The sequence below is a fragment of the Pseudoalteromonas sp. NZS11 genome (assembly GCF_015864765.1).
In the GTDB taxonomy this organism is placed as follows: Bacteria; Pseudomonadota; Gammaproteobacteria; order Enterobacterales; family Alteromonadaceae; genus Pseudoalteromonas; species Pseudoalteromonas arctica.
Genome location: NZ_JADYWP010000005.1, coordinates 146,252 through 161,560, shown reverse-complemented (window position 1 = coordinate 161,560; position 15,309 = coordinate 146,252). Strand labels below are relative to the sequence as shown.

Here is a 15,309-nt window from a genome sequence, read left to right as displayed (position 1 = left end):
AACCTGCAAAGGCTTTTTTAATGTTTATTAATAAACTTTATTTAAGTGCTAACTGTAGCTCGCGATTGCGCTCAAGTTGGGCAATAAAGTTATCTGCAATCGGTTTAAACTTAGCAAGTTCTGAGCGAGGTAGTGGCTCTGACTTAGGAAGTTTTACTGTTTTAGGATTACGGTGAACGCCATTTACTAAAAATTCATAGTGTAAATGCGCGCCAGTAACACGACCCGTAGAACCTACAGTACCAATTTGTTGGCCCTGTTTAACTTTTTGGCCCGTTTTAACTAGTTTCTTATTTAGGTGTAAGTACTTAGTTACATATTGTGTGCCATGGCTAATAAATACGTAGTTACCGTTGTACTTGCTGTAACCCGCTTTAACTACCTTACCGTTACCTGATGCAACCACCGGTGTGCCAGTGCGTGCCGCAAAGTCGATACCACGGTGTGCTCTAACTTGCCCAGTAACTGGGTGTAAGCGACGAGGATTAAAGCTCGAACTAATATACTTAAAGCTTACAGGTGCACGTAAAAATGCTTTTTTCATGCTACGCCCTTCAGGCGTATAAAAATTGCCGTCGGTATGGCGAATCGCTGCAAAGCGCTGACCTTGGTTTACAAATTCAGCGGCAATAATTTTACCGGTACCAATAAACTCGCCATCAACATAATGAGACTCGTAAATTAAGCCAAACACATCGCCTTTACGAATGTCGTTTGCAAAATCAACATCCCAACCAAATATGTCAGCAAAGTTCATTATTTGACGTTCGCTTAAACCTGCCGCTATTGCTGAAGTCCAAAAGTTGTTAGATATTTCGCCGCCAGCGGTTTTGGTTAGCGTTTCAATTTCTTTACTATCAATAGCTGTATCGTAGTTACCTTCTTCATTTAAGGTAACAAATAAAGTATCGGTTTTTGAAATCACATAGCGCAGTTGAGCCAAAGAGCCATCTTCAGCTGTCGCAAAGCTAAGTATTTCACCAGGGTGAATTTTAGTTAGCTTGCGCGTTTCTGCGTTAGTGTTAATTAGTTTATGGAGCGTTTGAGCTGAAAAACCAGCACGTTTGAAGATAATTGCTAAATTGTCGCCATTTTTAACTTTATGATCGACAAAGTCGTATTCTGGTAACTTTTCTGCTGCTTGCTCTGAATTTAACTCAGTTAATTTTTCGTTGTCATCAACTTTAACTTGTAACTCATAGCGCTTGCCTATCTCTAATGCATCTGCATTATTGTCTTTAGAAGCAGTCGCTTTTTCAGAAGGAAGAAATGCCAAGCCGGCAATAGCAGAAACTAAACCTAAAATAAGCAATTTGTGTTTTTTTGGGAGAGTGTTAACCACGTGAACCATAACGTGCCTTTTTCTGCTGTCAAGATAATAAATACATAATATTGCAGGATATACTTAATAATGTACGAATACTAGTGCTTTGTAGATTTAAACTAACCTTAAACTACGCTAAAATCAGGGTTAGGAAGCCTTTTTTAACGTCCTATCTAACTAAGACTCAATTCATTTTGTTTAGTTGCATTAATAACTTAAAAAGTTATTTTAATTAGGTAGAAATTTGTTATGTTAGCTACATATATATATTCGGTTTAAACCTATATTAAACCGTGATTACAAGTAACTAGTCCGCCCCTTCGTAGGCAGAATTTTGGAGTAACACAAAGTGGATTTACAAACCGCTCTAGCAGAGATAAAACGCGGTGCAGAAGAAATATTAATTGAAGACGAACTAGTTGAGAAACTAAAGTCGGGCAAAAAGCTAAAAATAAAAGCTGGCTTTGATCCTACAGCCCCTGATTTACATTTAGGGCACACTGTACTAATTAATAAAATGAAAACCTTTCAGGATTTAGGTCATGAGGTTATTTTCTTAATTGGTGACTTTACTGGCATGATTGGTGACCCAACAGGTAAAAACGTAACGCGTAAACCACTTACTCGCGAAGACGTACTAGCCAATGCCGAAACATATAAAGAACAAGTATTCAAAATTCTAGATCCTGCTAAAACCACTGTTGCATTTAACTCTACTTGGATGGAAAAGTTAGGCGCTGCAGGTATGATAAAACTTGCTGCTAACCAAACAGTAGCGCGCATGCTTGAACGTGATGACTTTAAAAAGCGTTACGGCAGCGGTCAACCAATTGCAATTCACGAGTTTTTATATCCACTGGTACAAGGTTGGGATTCGGTTGCACTAGAGTCAGATGTTGAACTGGGCGGTACAGATCAGCGCTTTAACTTGCTCATGGGTCGTGAGCTACAAAAAGTTGAAGGCCAAAAGCCGCAAACAGTATTAATGATGCCATTACTTGAAGGTACTGACGGCGTTCAAAAAATGTCTAAGTCGCTTGGTAACTACATTGGTATTACTGATGCGCCAAACGATATGTTTGGTAAAATAATGTCAATTAGTGATGTGCTAATGTGGCGTTATTACGATTTATTAAGCGCGCTTTCTATTGAAGAAATTGCAGATCAAAAAGAACGTGTTGAGCAAGGTACTAACCCGCGCGATATTAAAATAGAACTAGCTAAAGAGTTAATTGCTCGTTTTCATAGTGAAGCTGATGCACAAGGTGCACATGATGATTTTATTCAGCGTTTTCAGAAAAAAGCGTTACCAGATGAAATCCCAGAGCTGACAATCACTATTGCAGAAGATACTATTTTAATTGCTAACTTGCTTAAAGAAGCAAATTTAGTAGTAAGTACATCAGAAGCAATGCGTATGATTAAGCAAGGTGCAGTTAAACTTAACGGTGAAGATAAAATCACTGACACCAAACTTGAAATAGCAAAAGGCACAACAGCTATTTACCAAGTAGGTAAACGTAAGTTTGCAAACATCACTGTAGCTTAAATACCGTTTGAAAACTAAAAAACCAGCCTAGGCTGGTTTTTTTGTGCTCGTATTTTGGCTGAAAAATTAGTTACGAGGTAGTCACTAAATAGTCACTAAATCACTTTTAATATTTCAATACTTACAATTACTAACAACCAAAATACACGCGCCTGATTTAATCTATTAATTATTACAGGTACATCCTCGGGTGTAGGTAGTCTATCAGTACCAATACGCATTTTATTAAAGCGAGTACCTAAATAAACTGCAGGCCCGCCCAGCTGCACACCAAGTGATGCAGAGCATGTGCTTAGTAGCCAACCTGTATTTGTTTGGTAAAAATGTCTGCCATAATGCTTTATGTAGTGCATGCTTTGTTTGCTCGCTCTACTTGCTGCAATAGTTAAAGCGAGTAAGCGCATTGGAATATACTCAATAATAAACAAGAGAGTTTTAAGCGGTTTTAAAAAGTAGCTATTTGGGGATATATCACTACGCCAGGCTTGTTGTATTAAAGTAAGCAATCGATAGGCGAGGGCAGCAATAGGGCCAAAGGCTAAAAATATAAATATAACTACGAAATAGTATCGAGCAGTGCGCAGTATTAAGCTTTCAATTAATGCTTTAATAATACCAGGAGATGAAAGCCTATTAACTTCACGGGCAAGCAGTGGTTTTAGTAATTCGCGTGCTGTCGATTTTTGATTTTGTTTAGTTAGCTTTGCAATGCGAAGTGCTTTTTTATCAATACTCTTACTTTCTAAGCATAAGTATAAAATAAGACCTGCGAGTAATTCAGGGTAAAAAGCAAACTCGAGTAGTAGCACTACAATAATGAGAATGACACTTAAAATGAGCGTGCTTGCGAGTATAGCTGCCAAATATTGATAGCTTTTAGGTTCTTTGCTTTTGTATATGCGCTTGCCAATAGCACTAAAAACAGCATTTAACGCTGTATTAGGATGATACCAGCTAATAAGGGGAATAAAGCGCTCAGCAAGGAGCGCTAGTATGAAGGCAATAAAGTCCAAGTGGTTTTGAACAATATTGCTAAGCATTTACAGAGACACTGCAGTTAGCTTTTCTAAAAGTGCGACAACCATTTTAGATGAGTTGATTGATGCTGTTTCTAGGTATTCTTCAAACGATTGTGGTGACTCTTTACCTGCTATATCAGACATTGAGCGAATTACAACAAATGGTGTGTTAAGCGTAAAACACGTTTGTGCAATTGAAGCGCCTTCCATTTCAACGGCAAGCATTGTAGGAAAATCACTGCGTGCTTTATCGATACGCACAGGGTCACACATAAATGTGTCACCAGTACAAATTAAGCCAACAAGTGTTTTAACATCACTGATTTGTTCGATTGTTTGTTGTGCTGCTTCAACTAATTTAGGGTGAGCTGCAAAGCCTGCTGGCATTTGTGGTACTTGGCCAATTTGGTAGCCAAAAGCAGTAACATCTACATCGTGATGACGTACTTCTGACGAAATTACTACGTCGCCAACACTTAGAGAAGGATCGAATCCACCGGCAGAGCCTGTGTTAATTACGCAATCAGGTTTGAAGTTATCAATCAGTAAGGTAGTTGCAATTGTTGATGCTACTTTACCAATACCAGATTGTACAAGTGTTACTGTGTTACCAGCCAATTCACCAGTATAAAAAGTGAAACCTGCTTTAGTTAAAATTTGTGGGTTTTGCATCGCTTCACGTAAAATTTTAACTTCTGGCTCCATTGCGCCAATAATACCAACATTCATAATGTTTAATTCCTGAGTTTGAATCACTTGATTATACGTGAAGTTAGCAATAAAAAACAAAAAAGCGAGCTTGTTTATGAGCTCGCTTTAAATACTTTTTAGGAGAGTATTTAATTTGGTTTTTAAATTTCAGCTAAAGCAGTTGTTTGTGCTTTGGCTTGAGAAGGTGAAAGTACCGCTGGCTTATGTGAGCGATTACGAACAGGGCGCTGCGTTTGTGTTGCTGCAGGCTTACCAAGTTTAAACATAATTGCATCGCGTACTTCTGATGGACGGTAGCCCGATTTAACTTTCATACGAATATGTGGAATGCCCGCAGACTCTAGTGCACCGTTTACAAACCAGTCACGTTGAGCTTTGTGGCCATCTTTATTGGCATTGTTAACTAGGTCAACGGCCGCAACAATAGTTAGTTTTTCTTTATCGATTAATACAAAGTCGAGTTGCTTATTTTTAGCTTTAGCTAAAGCAGCACGTTTAGATTTAATAGAAAGACCTTGCTTACAGTCAATAACGTCAATTAGCTTAACGCGACTAACAATTTTATATTGATCGCCTACAGCACGCTCGAGAAGATTTAAAAAAGCGCCTTCAACCTGCGTAAAAACAGTTTGCTTGCGGGTAAAAGGATACGGGTTTCCGCCATCGTCATTAAATTTTGACGCAACAACAGAAGCCCCGACAACTAATACTAGAATTAATAATAAAGCGAATTCCATACGGTAACTCCATAACAACAAATTGACACTGCTCAAATAAAGCAATTTACGTGCCTAAAAAGTATGAGTTATAAAATAATTACCAACTGTTTGTAAAAGCTAAAACGATGTAGCTATTAAGCTTTGTATCCACCTTCAATACCTTTAACCGCAATAGCTACAGCATCGTGTGCATGGAGTGATTCATAGTGGTTTATTTGTAGCCAGTAATCGCTGTAATTATCTGTTTCTAATAAAGCTTTAATTTTACGCGCTGCATCTTCACAAAACATAAGATTTTGACCATTTAAACGGGCAAATTCTTGCTCGTCTTCGCGTTTTACTGCCGCTTGTACAGGCGTTTTAAGTTCAGCTTCGAGGGTGTTTATTAGAGTCACTACGTCAAATTGTTGAATATTGCTATCAAGCTTTACTTTTACGTTGGCAATAGAGCGCTGCGAGTGAGGTGTAGCAACTATGCCTTGTGTAGTGCCTAGCCATTCGTGCACATCTTTTTGGCTTAAGGTTTCTTGGTTAAACTTTTCGTTAAACGCGTTTTGTATAAGCTGGCGCGCAAGTGCTGCAGAACAAGGGCATGTTGAAGAATAGGTAACATCTACGGTTAGCTCGTAGCTAATAATGTTATTTTCAATTGTACTGGTAAGTACAACTGGGTAGCTTTTCCAGCCTGCTTTACCACTTAATAGTGATTTACGGCGTAGCGGTAATTCAAATTTAAATTCAATTTGTGCTTTATCGCTCAGCCCTTCGTGGCTAGTTATAAAGGTATCGAGTGCTTGCGCTATTGTTTGCGGATTGACTTGCTGCTCAGTCGAAAGCAGGTCAAGTGCTAAAAATAGACGTGACATATGAATGCCTTTGGCATCTTCTTTATGCAAATTTACAAATGCACGAGCTTTGGCATTTACTGTAACTGGAGATAAGTCTCGTGACTCAAAAATAAATGGCAGTTCGATTTCGCCCATGCCAACCCAGTCTAATTTACCTGTTTGTAAAGCGGGTGCAGTGTCTGCTATATCTGGCATATTGGTTTGCATGTGCGCTACTCGTATTTTGGAGATAATAAAGCGGGGCATTTTACACTAAATAATTTATTGCTGAAATGATGAGTTTAAGAGATGAGCAAAATCAAACATGAAAAATTCTGTTTTTATCGCACAACATGGGTAGTGGTAGGAGAAAAATGCTAAAATCTGGGAAAATGGTATGTTTATACATGCGCATTGCCTTCTTTATATTTAAGCACACAGCTAAGAGATAAAATTACGTATGACCGATTATTCTTTGAGCCCTTGGGCTCGGGTACTTTCCAGCTCAATAACGCGATTTGGTGAATTTAAAACCGCAGCTATTTGTTACACTTTATTTTTAACTGTATCTCTTATTTTATCGAGCATGTTTTATTATGTTGCGATAGGCGAATTACACCTTGTTGATATTTTGGCTGTGGTATTTTTTACGGCTGTAGTTTCTCCTTTAATTATAAGTGTATTACTTAATTCAATTCGTCAATTAGATGCCTCGTATGCTTATTTAGATAGCGCAACCAAGCAGGAGAAGCTCTTAAACCAAACCCTAAAAGACAACATTAGTCGTTTAAATATTGAAATTGATGAGCGTAAAATGGCATTTCATGCCAAGCATCGCGCTATTGAAGAGCTGCGCCGAGAAATTGCTGAGCGTAAAAAAACACAACAAGAACTTGCCCAACAAAGTATGTTGCAACGCTCAATCGTTGATTCATCTCCCGATCTATTTTATTACCGCGATAACAACGGTGTATTTGCCGGCTGTAATAAAATGTTTGAAGAGGTAATGGGAAAATCAAGTAGTGAGTTAATAGGAAAAACGGTTGAGCAGATATTCCCGAGTCATTTTTTAGCTGAAGTTTTGGCAACCGATAAAGAAGTAGAGCAAAGCCATAAAGCACTAACTATAGATGTAGGCTATGAAGTAAATGGTGAAACACGTTGGTTTGAGCTGCGTAAATTACCTTTTATAAATGATGACGGTGACTACATTGGTTTACTGGGCTTTGGTCGTGATATCACTAGCCGTAAAGAAGCAGCACAAGCACTCGAAACTGCCTATAAAGACAAAGGTAAGTTTATTGCTACGCTGAGCCATGAACTACGTACTCCTTTAAATGGCATTGTTGGTTTAACGCGTATGTTATTAGACACAGAGCTTAATAAGCAGCAGCGTAGTTGGGGCAATACTATTTTTTCGAGTGCTGAAACACTCGGTAATATTTTTAACGATATTATAGATTTAGATAAAATAGATAGAGATCAGCTCGATATAGCAACCAATTCTATTAATGTGTCAGACTTTATAAACGATGTAGTTAATTTTGCAGGCTTAATAGCAGAGCAAAAAGAGCTTGAGTTTGATATTAAGCGCAATGGCATACTTGATGTTTACGCGCAGCTCGATCCGACTCGATTACGCCAAGTTGTTTGGAACTTAATTAACAACGCCGTTAAGTTTACTCAGCAAGGCAAAGTAACACTCGAATGCAGCAGAGAAAATCGCGTAGAAGGCCCATGGTTAGTTATTAAGGTACTAGATACCGGTCAAGGTATTCCACCAGAGCAACTTGCCCATATATTTGATATGTATTACAAAGCGCCGGATTTAAAAGGCACTAACGCGATAGGCTCCGGTATTGGTTTAGCTGTAACTAAAGCACTTGTAAGTGCAATGAAAGGGATAATTACGGTAAATAGTACTGAAGGCGAAGGAAGTTGTTTTACAGTGCAAATACCGCTTAGTTTATGTGTTGCACCAACAGAGCAAAGTTATGTTGGCCGTGGTTTGTATATTCTGCTAGTAGAAGATGTGCCTCTGAACGCCGAAATTGCTACAAACCTATTAGAGCAACGCGGGCATGAAGTGTTATGGGCTGAAACCGGTGAAGATGCGCTCTCGTTTGTCGAAACCGAAGATGACTTAGATTTAGTACTACTCGATATGCAATTGCCAGATATAAACGGTGACGTGGTTGCTAAGCAAATACGCTCAGATAGCCACTTCGATAAATTACCTATTGTTGCTTTAACTGCCAATGTACGCAGTGCTGAAAAAGAGCTTGAAGGTATATCAATACAAGGTGCGTTGGCTAAACCAATTAACACAGTTAAGCTTGATAAAATGCTGGCTGACTTATTTGGCATTAAGCAAAGTGAATGCACAGAGCCACAGCTAAAAGTAAGTGAAGAAGCGCTAGAGGGCATTGATGCACACTTATTAGATATTGAAACAATAGAAGACTTTGTAAATTCGATGGGCTTAGTTGTATTTAGACGCAGTAGTCAGTTATTCGAAAAGCTAAGTCCACAATATCAGCAAGAATTACTTACCTCATTAAATACCGGCGATAGAGAAGAGTATGAATCAGTAGCGCATAAACTTAAAGGTGCGGCTGGATCGGTAGGTTTAAATGATGTGCAGCTTCATGCCAAAATAATGGAGCATGGTGCGATTGATGAATCTGATGAAATGTTGAAGCAGTGGTTAGATGTTTTAGCAGATAAAATAAATGAAGGACAAAAAGCCCTTCATTTATTTTTACAGCAATTAGAGTAAAACTAATTAGCTCTAATTAAGCGTCAATTTTACCAATGAAACGGTAACCTTCACCATGGATGGTGCTGATTAACTCTGACGTTGAGTTATCACTTTCAAAATGCTTACGAATGCGACGAATAGTAACATCAACAGTACGGTCATTTGCGCGAAGCTCACGGCCTGTCATGTGCTTGATTAATTGCTCACGACTAAAAATACGACCTGGAGAATCAAGCATTAAACGAAGTGCTCTGTACTCACCTTTTGGTAAACGTTTAGCATCGCCATTTGGAGAAGTAAGACAGCGGCTATTTTCATCAAGTTCCCAACCGTTAAACGTAATAACACCATTTGTTTCTAGTGCTGACTCTTCACCGCCTAAAGCAGTACGAGTAATAAGGTTGCGAGCTCTAATAGTTAATTCACGCGGGTTGAATGGCTTAGTAACGTAGTCATCTGCGCCAATTTCAAGACCTAAAATACGGTCAACATCGTTGTCACGACCCGTTAGGAATATAAGACCTACTTTACGCTTTTGGCGTAATTCACGGGCTAAAATAAGACCGTTTTTACCAGGAAGGTTGATATCCATAACTACAAGATTAACGTCATCGTTATTTGTAAGCTTGTCATGCATATCATCGCCATCAATGGCTTCAATAACTTTGTACCCTTCAGCTTCAAATAAACTAACTAGGTTCAGTCGAGTTACGTCTTCATCTTCTACGATTAGAATGACTGGCGTTTGCATTATTAATTAACCTTTTGGAATATTTTATTTATAAAAAAACCGGTGACGAATTTATAACCGATTACTAGAGATTATAGGATTATACCCATTTGTTAACAAGGAAAAAACAAATTGGATAAAAATAAAACAGTAGGGTGTCCAAAGTCTACTAAAAAGGGCAGTGCAAAAACTACTGTTTAATTGATATATACGTGGATGTAGCTATTTGAATCATAAAGTCGAAGCCATTTTCCTTTAATAATTGATACATCATTCAATCAAACAAGGTACTTAAAATAATCAGACTAATTCAAAGCAAAACTATATCACTTTCTAACCTTTCATCAATGTATGTGATACAGCAAAGATAAAAAAGTTCATAAATCGCTTGGTAATATTTATTTAATGCAATTAAATAATGTTACGCGCTTATCACATGCCTCATTAATGAGGTCATTAAATGCTAATTCAAGGATAAATTTTAAATATATGCACTTTTTAGTGATCTTTATTTAAGGAATAGTAATTATAAAGCGAGCACCGTGTTTTTCTTCAAGATCAAACATAACTCTTCCGCCAAGTGCTTGTGTTACTAGGTTGTAGACCAAGTGCATGCCTAAGCCGCTTGCGCCTTGTCCGCGCTTTGAAGTTACAAACGGGTCAAAAATTCTATTTTTAATGTTTTTATCAACGCCTTGACCATTGTCAGAATAAACTATTGTTAATTTTTTCCCTACCAGTTCTACGTCAAAGCGAATTTCATTATTTTCTTTACCTATAAATCCATGAATCACAGAGTTCATGAGCAACTGCTGAAACACTTGTTGCAGAGGTTCAGACTTACTATGAATAGCCAAGTCGGTCGGACAGTTAATAATAACGACAGGCTTTTTAGGCAGTAGTTCAGATTGAATCGATGTTAAAACATCACTTATTAATTTATGTACATTAATATGGGTATTAACACCGTCATCTTGAATAACGGCCACTTTTTTAAAGTTAGATATCAGGTCTGCGGCACGATTTAGATTACGATAAATTAAGTCTAAGTTTTCAATACCTTCATCTATAAAGCGTTTTAGATGGCTTGAGGTAAGTTTTTTATCGTCAAAGCTTTGCTGTATATCTGCCAGTTTATCTCGAAGTAATGTAGAGCCTGTAATACCTAGCCCTATTGGTGTATTCACTTCATGAGCAACCCCAGCAACCATTTGCCCAAGCGATGCCATTTTTTCGTTTTCAACAATTTGCGTTTGGTACTGATGCATTCTCTCAAGGGTTGATAAAAGCTCTTGATTTGCTTCTCTGAGAGCGATTGTTCGCTGGTTTACTTTTTCTTCAAGGCTCTGGTTTAGTTGTTTTATTTCTTGTTTATCTTTTTCGTGGCGCTCAAGTTGCTTTTTGGTACGTGTAAGCATGATATTTAAACTATTTGAAAGAGCGGTTATTTCTTTTACATCGGTTATTGGCGCGCGTGCATCATAGTTATGATTTTTAGATACATCCTGCAATAGCATGCTTAACTGCTCTATTGGCTTGGCTATACGTCGTTGAACTTTTATAGCAATAAAGTAAACAACGATTAAAATTAATAGAGTTAATAGCACGTCTATTAATATTTTTCTCTCAATATAAGTCTCTAAACTTTCGAGGCTCCCTCGCATATATACATAACCTACCAACTTTTCGTTATCGTAAATAGGGCGGGTTAGTTCAATATTATCGCTCGTAATTCGTGGCGTTTTTAGCTCATCAACACTGTCTATTCTTAACGGCACCGGAGGCGTTTTTTTTGCATTAAAGCTAATAAAAAAAACAGGTTTTTGAGATGCTTTTTCTATTGAATAAATATGTATGTTTTTTACAAGGGGGATATTTTCAAATGACTTGAGGCGTTTTTCTTCTGTTTTTCTATCATCTTCAACTACTGATTTACCAGCATCAAAAGCTACAATTTCAGAAAGTATGACGAGTTTATTAATGATTAATTGCTTTTGCTCTTTTACGCTTAAATAAGTAGATATCGAAATAGATAGCGACAAGCAAATAGCTGTAATAAGCATAATTAAATTTATGAGTGCTTTGCGAATGCTACTTTGATGAACTTTTTTAGGCATTATTTCGTTATCGCCTGAATTAATTTTGATTATTTAGAGTTTTAGTTTAGCAAAGACGGGAGAAAATGAAGGAAAAAAGCTAAATTAATTCTTATATTTATGCGAAGGTTAGCTTGAGCGCGTTTGCACTCAAGCATTTTTAAAAATAATACTAGCTGCTATATACGGCAAACTTGTTATTTTTAAATACCGTTTGGTAGCTTTCAAATTGCGTTTCTAAAATAGGCGGGTATTTTAAAAAGCTGTTAGCAACAATATTCAGCTTTCCTACTTTAGTTAAATGCTGTTTTGCATTTGCTAAAAATGTTTCTGCTACTGTGTAGTCGGTTGCAATACCTGTATGAAAAGGTGGATTGCTAATAATTAAATCAAACTTACCGGTAATGCTTTTAAGGCCGTCACTTAATATCGCTTCGCCTTTGATGCTGTTAAGCTTTAGAGTTTGCTGTGTTGCGTAAGTTGCCAGTGCACTTACATCACTACACACAAACTCAAGTGCTGGATTATGCAGCCCTAAAAAGGTTGCTATTAAACCTGCGCCACAGCCAAAGTCGAGAACCCTACCTTGCTTAATTGTCGGTGCGTTTTCGAGTAGAACTTTCGTTCCCATATCTAAACTACCGTGATTAAACACCCCTGGGACACTAATAGCTGTAAACTCGGTGTCGGCAACATTAACAACAAACTTTTTATGGTAGGTCGTAATATCAAAGTCAGGATGCTGGGTAATCTCAGCAAATGAGTAAAGAACGCAGTGCTTAGCTGAATCAATTTTGTTACTAAACTCAGCTTTACCAGCTAATTGCTTTTCAATTGATTTAACACCACTTTTGTTTTCACCTACCACCAATAGTTCGGCATCGTCAGTAATAGCAGATCTAATATTATCAAGCGCCATTAATAACTCAGGTTTTGATTTAGGATAGTAAAGAATAACTAAATCGTAGCCGTTACCAGGTATTGTGTGATTTACACAAACCTCAACGTCTTTGGTGTTTTTAGCAAACTCACCGTTAGCATGGTTGTAGCTAAATGCAGTTACCTTGCTTTGCGGGTTAAGTTTTTTAAGCTCTGTTAAAAAGCCATCTTGAACAAAGTTGACCACCAAGATAGATTTGCCCGTTAGTGCCTCGCTATTACGAAGTAACAGTAAACTTGGGTTGGTTAGTACGCTCATAAATGGCTTTGCCTTACAGTATGTTTAGTTTTATTAAAAATAAAAGTGAGTGCTTAAAGTTACAAATTACTCAGTACGTTCAAACATTAAATCCCACACGCCATGACCTAGGCGATGTCCGCGCTGCTCAAACTTAGTAAGCGGGCGCAAATCTGGACGTGGAACATAATCGTTTGTTTCTGATTGGTTTTTAAAACCAGGAGCTACATTCATTACTTCGAGCATATGCTCTGCATAGTTTTCCCAATCTGTTGCCATATGAAAAACGCCACCCATTTTCAGTTGGGCTCTTAGTTTTTCAACAAACTCAGTTTGTACAATACGGCGTTTATGATGACGCTTTTTATGCCAAGGATCAGGGAAAAACAACTGTAGTGTTGTTAAGCTTTCATTAGGTATACAGTCTGCAAGTACTTCAACTGCATCGTGTTCAAAAATACGTAAGTTAGTAATGCCTGCTTCATCGGCATCCATTAAACAAGCACCAACGCCTGGGCGGTGTACTTCAATACCAATAAAGTTTAGGTGAGGGGCATTTGTTGCCATTTCGACAAGCGATTTACCCATACCAAAACCAATTTCTACTACTACATCGTTGTTGTTGCCAAAAACTTCGCTTAAATCAAGCATACCGTTTTTATGCTCTAGGCCCATTGTTGGCCAGCATTTTTCGATTGCAGCGGCTTGGCCTTTGGTTAATCGACCTTCGCGTTTTACAAAACTGCGAATGGTGCGGATGTATTTACCTTCTTGCTTAGCTTGCTCAAGGTTAGTGTTGCTTGATTCACTCATATTATTGGCCTGACAAAAACAATGTGTTTAAAAATGGTTGCATATTATCCCTGACCGAGCCCGCAATCACAAGTATTAGCTGGTTTTACACGCCCTATAGCTTGATCTTTTTATTAACTACAATAGACTGAGCCGCCATTGAGCATCAGTAAAAGTACAATATGTTGGATTTAAATAAAGAACAGTCTAATTCGTTTTCTAATCAAGTCGTTGATTGGTATCACCTTCATGGGCGTAAAACACTTCCATGGCAGTTGGGTAAAACACCTTATAAAGTTTGGGTGTCTGAGGTGATGCTCCAGCAAACTCAAGTTATTACTGTTATCCCATATTTTGAAAAATTTATGCAAAGCTTTCCAGATATTATTGCTTTAGCCGATGCTGATGAAGATTTAGTACTGCATCACTGGACCGGCTTAGGGTATTACGCTCGTGCGCGTAACTTACATAAAACAGCTAAAATAGTACGTGACAAGTACCAAGGCGAATTTCCGCAAACGCTTGATGAAGTAATGGATTTACCGGGAATAGGACGCTCTACTGCCGGGGCTGTTTTATCATTGTCGCTTGGGCAGCATCATCCAATTTTAGATGGGAATGTTAAGCGAGTCTTAGCGCGCTACTTTATGATAGAAGGTTGGTACGGTGTTAAAAAAGTCGAAAACCAGCTTTGGCACTTATCAGAGCAATTAACACCTAAAAATAATGTCACCGAATTTAATCAAGCTATGATGGATTTAGGTGCGAGTGTTTGCTCACGCAGTCGTTTTGATTGTGAGGCTTGCCCATTAAATTCAGGTTGTGGTGCTTTTAATGCAGGTAAAGTAAAAGAGTTTCCACATTCTAAACCTAAAAAAGCAGTGCCGAAGAAGAGTTGTCATCAGTTAATTATTCAGTGCGGCGATAAAGTGCTTATGGAAAAACGCCCTAACAGCGGTATTTGGGGAGGACTATTTGGCTTTTTTGAATTTAATGAGTACGAGGAGCTTCAAATGTTTTTAGCTCAGCAAGGATTAGAAGCCGACTTAGTAGAGCTTGAAGCGTTTATTCATGTGTTTTCACATTTTGAGCTGAAGATTAATCCGCATGTGCTCAATGTTAAGAACATTCCTGATGTAGTAAATGACAAACAATTAGTGTGGTATCCGCTTGATCAATCAATAGAGGTTGGCCTAGCAGCGCCAACTAAAAAGTTGGTTAAACAAATTACAGCAATAGTATAGAATAGCCCCATATTTAGCGTTAGAGAGAATCAATCATGGCACGTACAGTATTTTGTCAAAAGTTACAAAAAGAAGCCGAAGGGCTTGGCTTTCAGTTATACCCTGGTGAAGTTGGTGAAAAGATTTTTAATAACATCTCTAAAGAAGCGTGGGGTCAGTGGCAGCATAAGCAAACAATGCTTATTAACGAAAAGCATTTAAATATGATGGACCCAGAGCACCGCACATTTTTAGAAGAGCAAATGGTTGGCTTTTTGTTTGAAAACAAAGATGTGGAAATTGAAGGTTATCGACCGCCTGAAAAATAATATTTTGAACATAAAAAAAGGGCTAAATAGCCCTTTTTTTGTGTGCGATTAT

The 15,309-nt window shown here is 37.9% G+C and carries 13 protein-coding genes; 4 read left to right on the top strand and 9 right to left on the bottom strand.

The annotated features are described in order from the left end of the window. Positions 1–37 precede the first annotated feature (37 nt). Positions 38–1,351 (bottom strand): peptidoglycan DD-metalloendopeptidase family protein, encoded by a 1,314-nt coding sequence (locus tag I6E82_RS12770; RefSeq protein WP_007585425.1) that lies wholly within the window; start codon positions 1,349–1,351, stop codon positions 38–40. A 322-nt stretch (positions 1,352–1,673) separates the two neighbouring features. Between I6E82_RS12770 and tyrS the strand changes: the two genes are divergently transcribed. After that, positions 1,674–2,873: a tyrosine--tRNA ligase gene (tyrS, locus tag I6E82_RS12765; RefSeq protein ID WP_197118049.1), complete on the top strand. Its 1,200-nt coding sequence runs from the start codon at positions 1,674–1,676 to the stop codon at positions 2,871–2,873. A 95-nt stretch (positions 2,874–2,968) separates the two neighbouring features. Here tyrS and I6E82_RS12760 read toward each other — a convergent pair whose 3' ends face one another. The 4 genes from I6E82_RS12760 to folE2 form a co-directional block, all read right to left on the bottom strand. Beyond that, positions 2,969–3,913 carry a cobalamin biosynthesis protein CobD/CbiB gene (locus I6E82_RS12760; protein ID WP_024594516.1) on the bottom strand — a complete coding sequence of 315 codons (945 nt, stop codon included), beginning with the start codon at positions 3,911–3,913 and terminating at the stop codon, positions 2,969–2,971. After that, complete coding sequence (mtnN, locus tag I6E82_RS12755) at positions 3,914–4,621, bottom strand: 5'-methylthioadenosine/S-adenosylhomocysteine nucleosidase (protein ID WP_197118048.1); 708 nt, start codon at positions 4,619–4,621, stop codon at positions 3,914–3,916. It lies immediately after the preceding gene. A gap of 122 nt (positions 4,622–4,743) precedes the next feature. Continuing rightward, entirely contained in the window at positions 4,744–5,340 is a 597-nt protein-coding gene (locus I6E82_RS12750) for a DUF2726 domain-containing protein (RefSeq protein ID WP_007582968.1), read from the bottom strand. A 116-nt stretch (positions 5,341–5,456) separates the two neighbouring features. Continuing rightward, a complete protein-coding gene (gene folE2 / locus I6E82_RS12745) occupies positions 5,457–6,377 on the bottom strand; it encodes a GTP cyclohydrolase FolE2 (protein WP_197118047.1) in 921 nt (306 codons plus the stop codon). Between the two features lie 232 nt (positions 6,378–6,609). Here folE2 and arcB point away from each other — a divergent pair, with 232 nt between their 5' ends. Next, entirely contained in the window at positions 6,610–8,928 is a 2,319-nt protein-coding gene (arcB, locus tag I6E82_RS12740) for an aerobic respiration two-component sensor histidine kinase ArcB (protein ID WP_165722089.1), read from the top strand. A 16-nt stretch (positions 8,929–8,944) separates the two neighbouring features. Here arcB and arcA read toward each other — a convergent pair whose 3' ends face one another. From arcA to trmB, 4 genes are all read right to left on the bottom strand, one after another. After that, positions 8,945–9,661, bottom strand: coding sequence for a two-component system response regulator ArcA (gene arcA, locus I6E82_RS12735; RefSeq protein ID WP_002962549.1), 717 nt, complete (start codon positions 9,659–9,661; stop codon positions 8,945–8,947). 491 nt (positions 9,662–10,152) lie between these two features. Continuing rightward, complete coding sequence (locus I6E82_RS12730; RefSeq protein WP_197118046.1) at positions 10,153–11,757, bottom strand: sensor histidine kinase; 1,605 nt, start codon at positions 11,755–11,757, stop codon at positions 10,153–10,155. Positions 11,758–11,908: 151 nt separating this feature from the next. Next, positions 11,909–12,934, bottom strand: a complete 1,026-nt coding sequence (locus I6E82_RS12725) for a methyltransferase (protein WP_197102761.1) — start codon at positions 12,932–12,934, stop codon at positions 11,909–11,911. Between the two features lie 66 nt (positions 12,935–13,000). After that, positions 13,001–13,726: a tRNA (guanosine(46)-N7)-methyltransferase TrmB gene (gene trmB / locus I6E82_RS12720; RefSeq protein ID WP_007582957.1), complete on the bottom strand. Its 726-nt coding sequence runs from the start codon at positions 13,724–13,726 to the stop codon at positions 13,001–13,003. A 161-nt stretch (positions 13,727–13,887) separates the two neighbouring features. Between trmB and mutY the strand changes: the two genes are divergently transcribed. Both mutY and I6E82_RS12710 read left to right on the top strand, forming a co-directional pair. Then, positions 13,888–14,949 carry an A/G-specific adenine glycosylase gene (mutY, locus tag I6E82_RS12715; protein ID WP_197102762.1) on the top strand — a complete coding sequence of 354 codons (1,062 nt, stop codon included), beginning with the start codon at positions 13,888–13,890 and terminating at the stop codon, positions 14,947–14,949. Between the two features lie 35 nt (positions 14,950–14,984). Further along, the gene (locus tag I6E82_RS12710) at positions 14,985–15,257 is read left to right on the top strand and encodes an oxidative damage protection protein (protein WP_007582954.1); all 273 of its coding nucleotides are present in this window, start codon (positions 14,985–14,987) and stop codon (positions 15,255–15,257) included. Positions 15,258–15,309: the final 52 nt, after the last annotated feature.

What these genes read in the sequence shown, in the direction of transcription:
- I6E82_RS12770 (WP_007585425.1), bottom strand. Translation starts at nt 1,351, where the DNA reads ATGGTTCACGTGGTTAACACTCTCCCAAAAAAACACAAATTGCTTATT.
- I6E82_RS12760 (WP_024594516.1), bottom strand. Translation starts at nt 3,913, where the DNA reads ATGCTTAGCAATATTGTTCAAAACCACTTGGACTTTATTGCCTTCATA.
- mtnN (WP_197118048.1), bottom strand. Translation starts at nt 4,621, where the DNA reads ATGAATGTTGGTATTATTGGCGCAATGGAGCCAGAAGTTAAAATTTTA.
- I6E82_RS12750 (WP_007582968.1), bottom strand. Translation starts at nt 5,340, where the DNA reads ATGGAATTCGCTTTATTATTAATTCTAGTATTAGTTGTCGGGGCTTCT.
- folE2 (WP_197118047.1), bottom strand. Translation starts at nt 6,377, where the DNA reads ATGCAAACCAATATGCCAGATATAGCAGACACTGCACCCGCTTTACAA.
- arcB (WP_165722089.1), top strand. Translation starts at nt 6,610, where the DNA reads ATGACCGATTATTCTTTGAGCCCTTGGGCTCGGGTACTTTCCAGCTCA.
- arcA (WP_002962549.1), bottom strand. Translation starts at nt 9,661, where the DNA reads ATGCAAACGCCAGTCATTCTAATCGTAGAAGATGAAGACGTAACTCGA.
- I6E82_RS12730 (WP_197118046.1), bottom strand. Translation starts at nt 11,757, where the DNA reads ATGCCTAAAAAAGTTCATCAAAGTAGCATTCGCAAAGCACTCATAAAT.
- I6E82_RS12725 (WP_197102761.1), bottom strand. Translation starts at nt 12,934, where the DNA reads ATGAGCGTACTAACCAACCCAAGTTTACTGTTACTTCGTAATAGCGAG.
- trmB (WP_007582957.1), bottom strand. Translation starts at nt 13,726, where the DNA reads ATGAGTGAATCAAGCAACACTAACCTTGAGCAAGCTAAGCAAGAAGGT.
- mutY (WP_197102762.1), top strand. Translation starts at nt 13,888, where the DNA reads ATGTTGGATTTAAATAAAGAACAGTCTAATTCGTTTTCTAATCAAGTC.
- I6E82_RS12710 (WP_007582954.1), top strand. Translation starts at nt 14,985, where the DNA reads ATGGCACGTACAGTATTTTGTCAAAAGTTACAAAAAGAAGCCGAAGGG.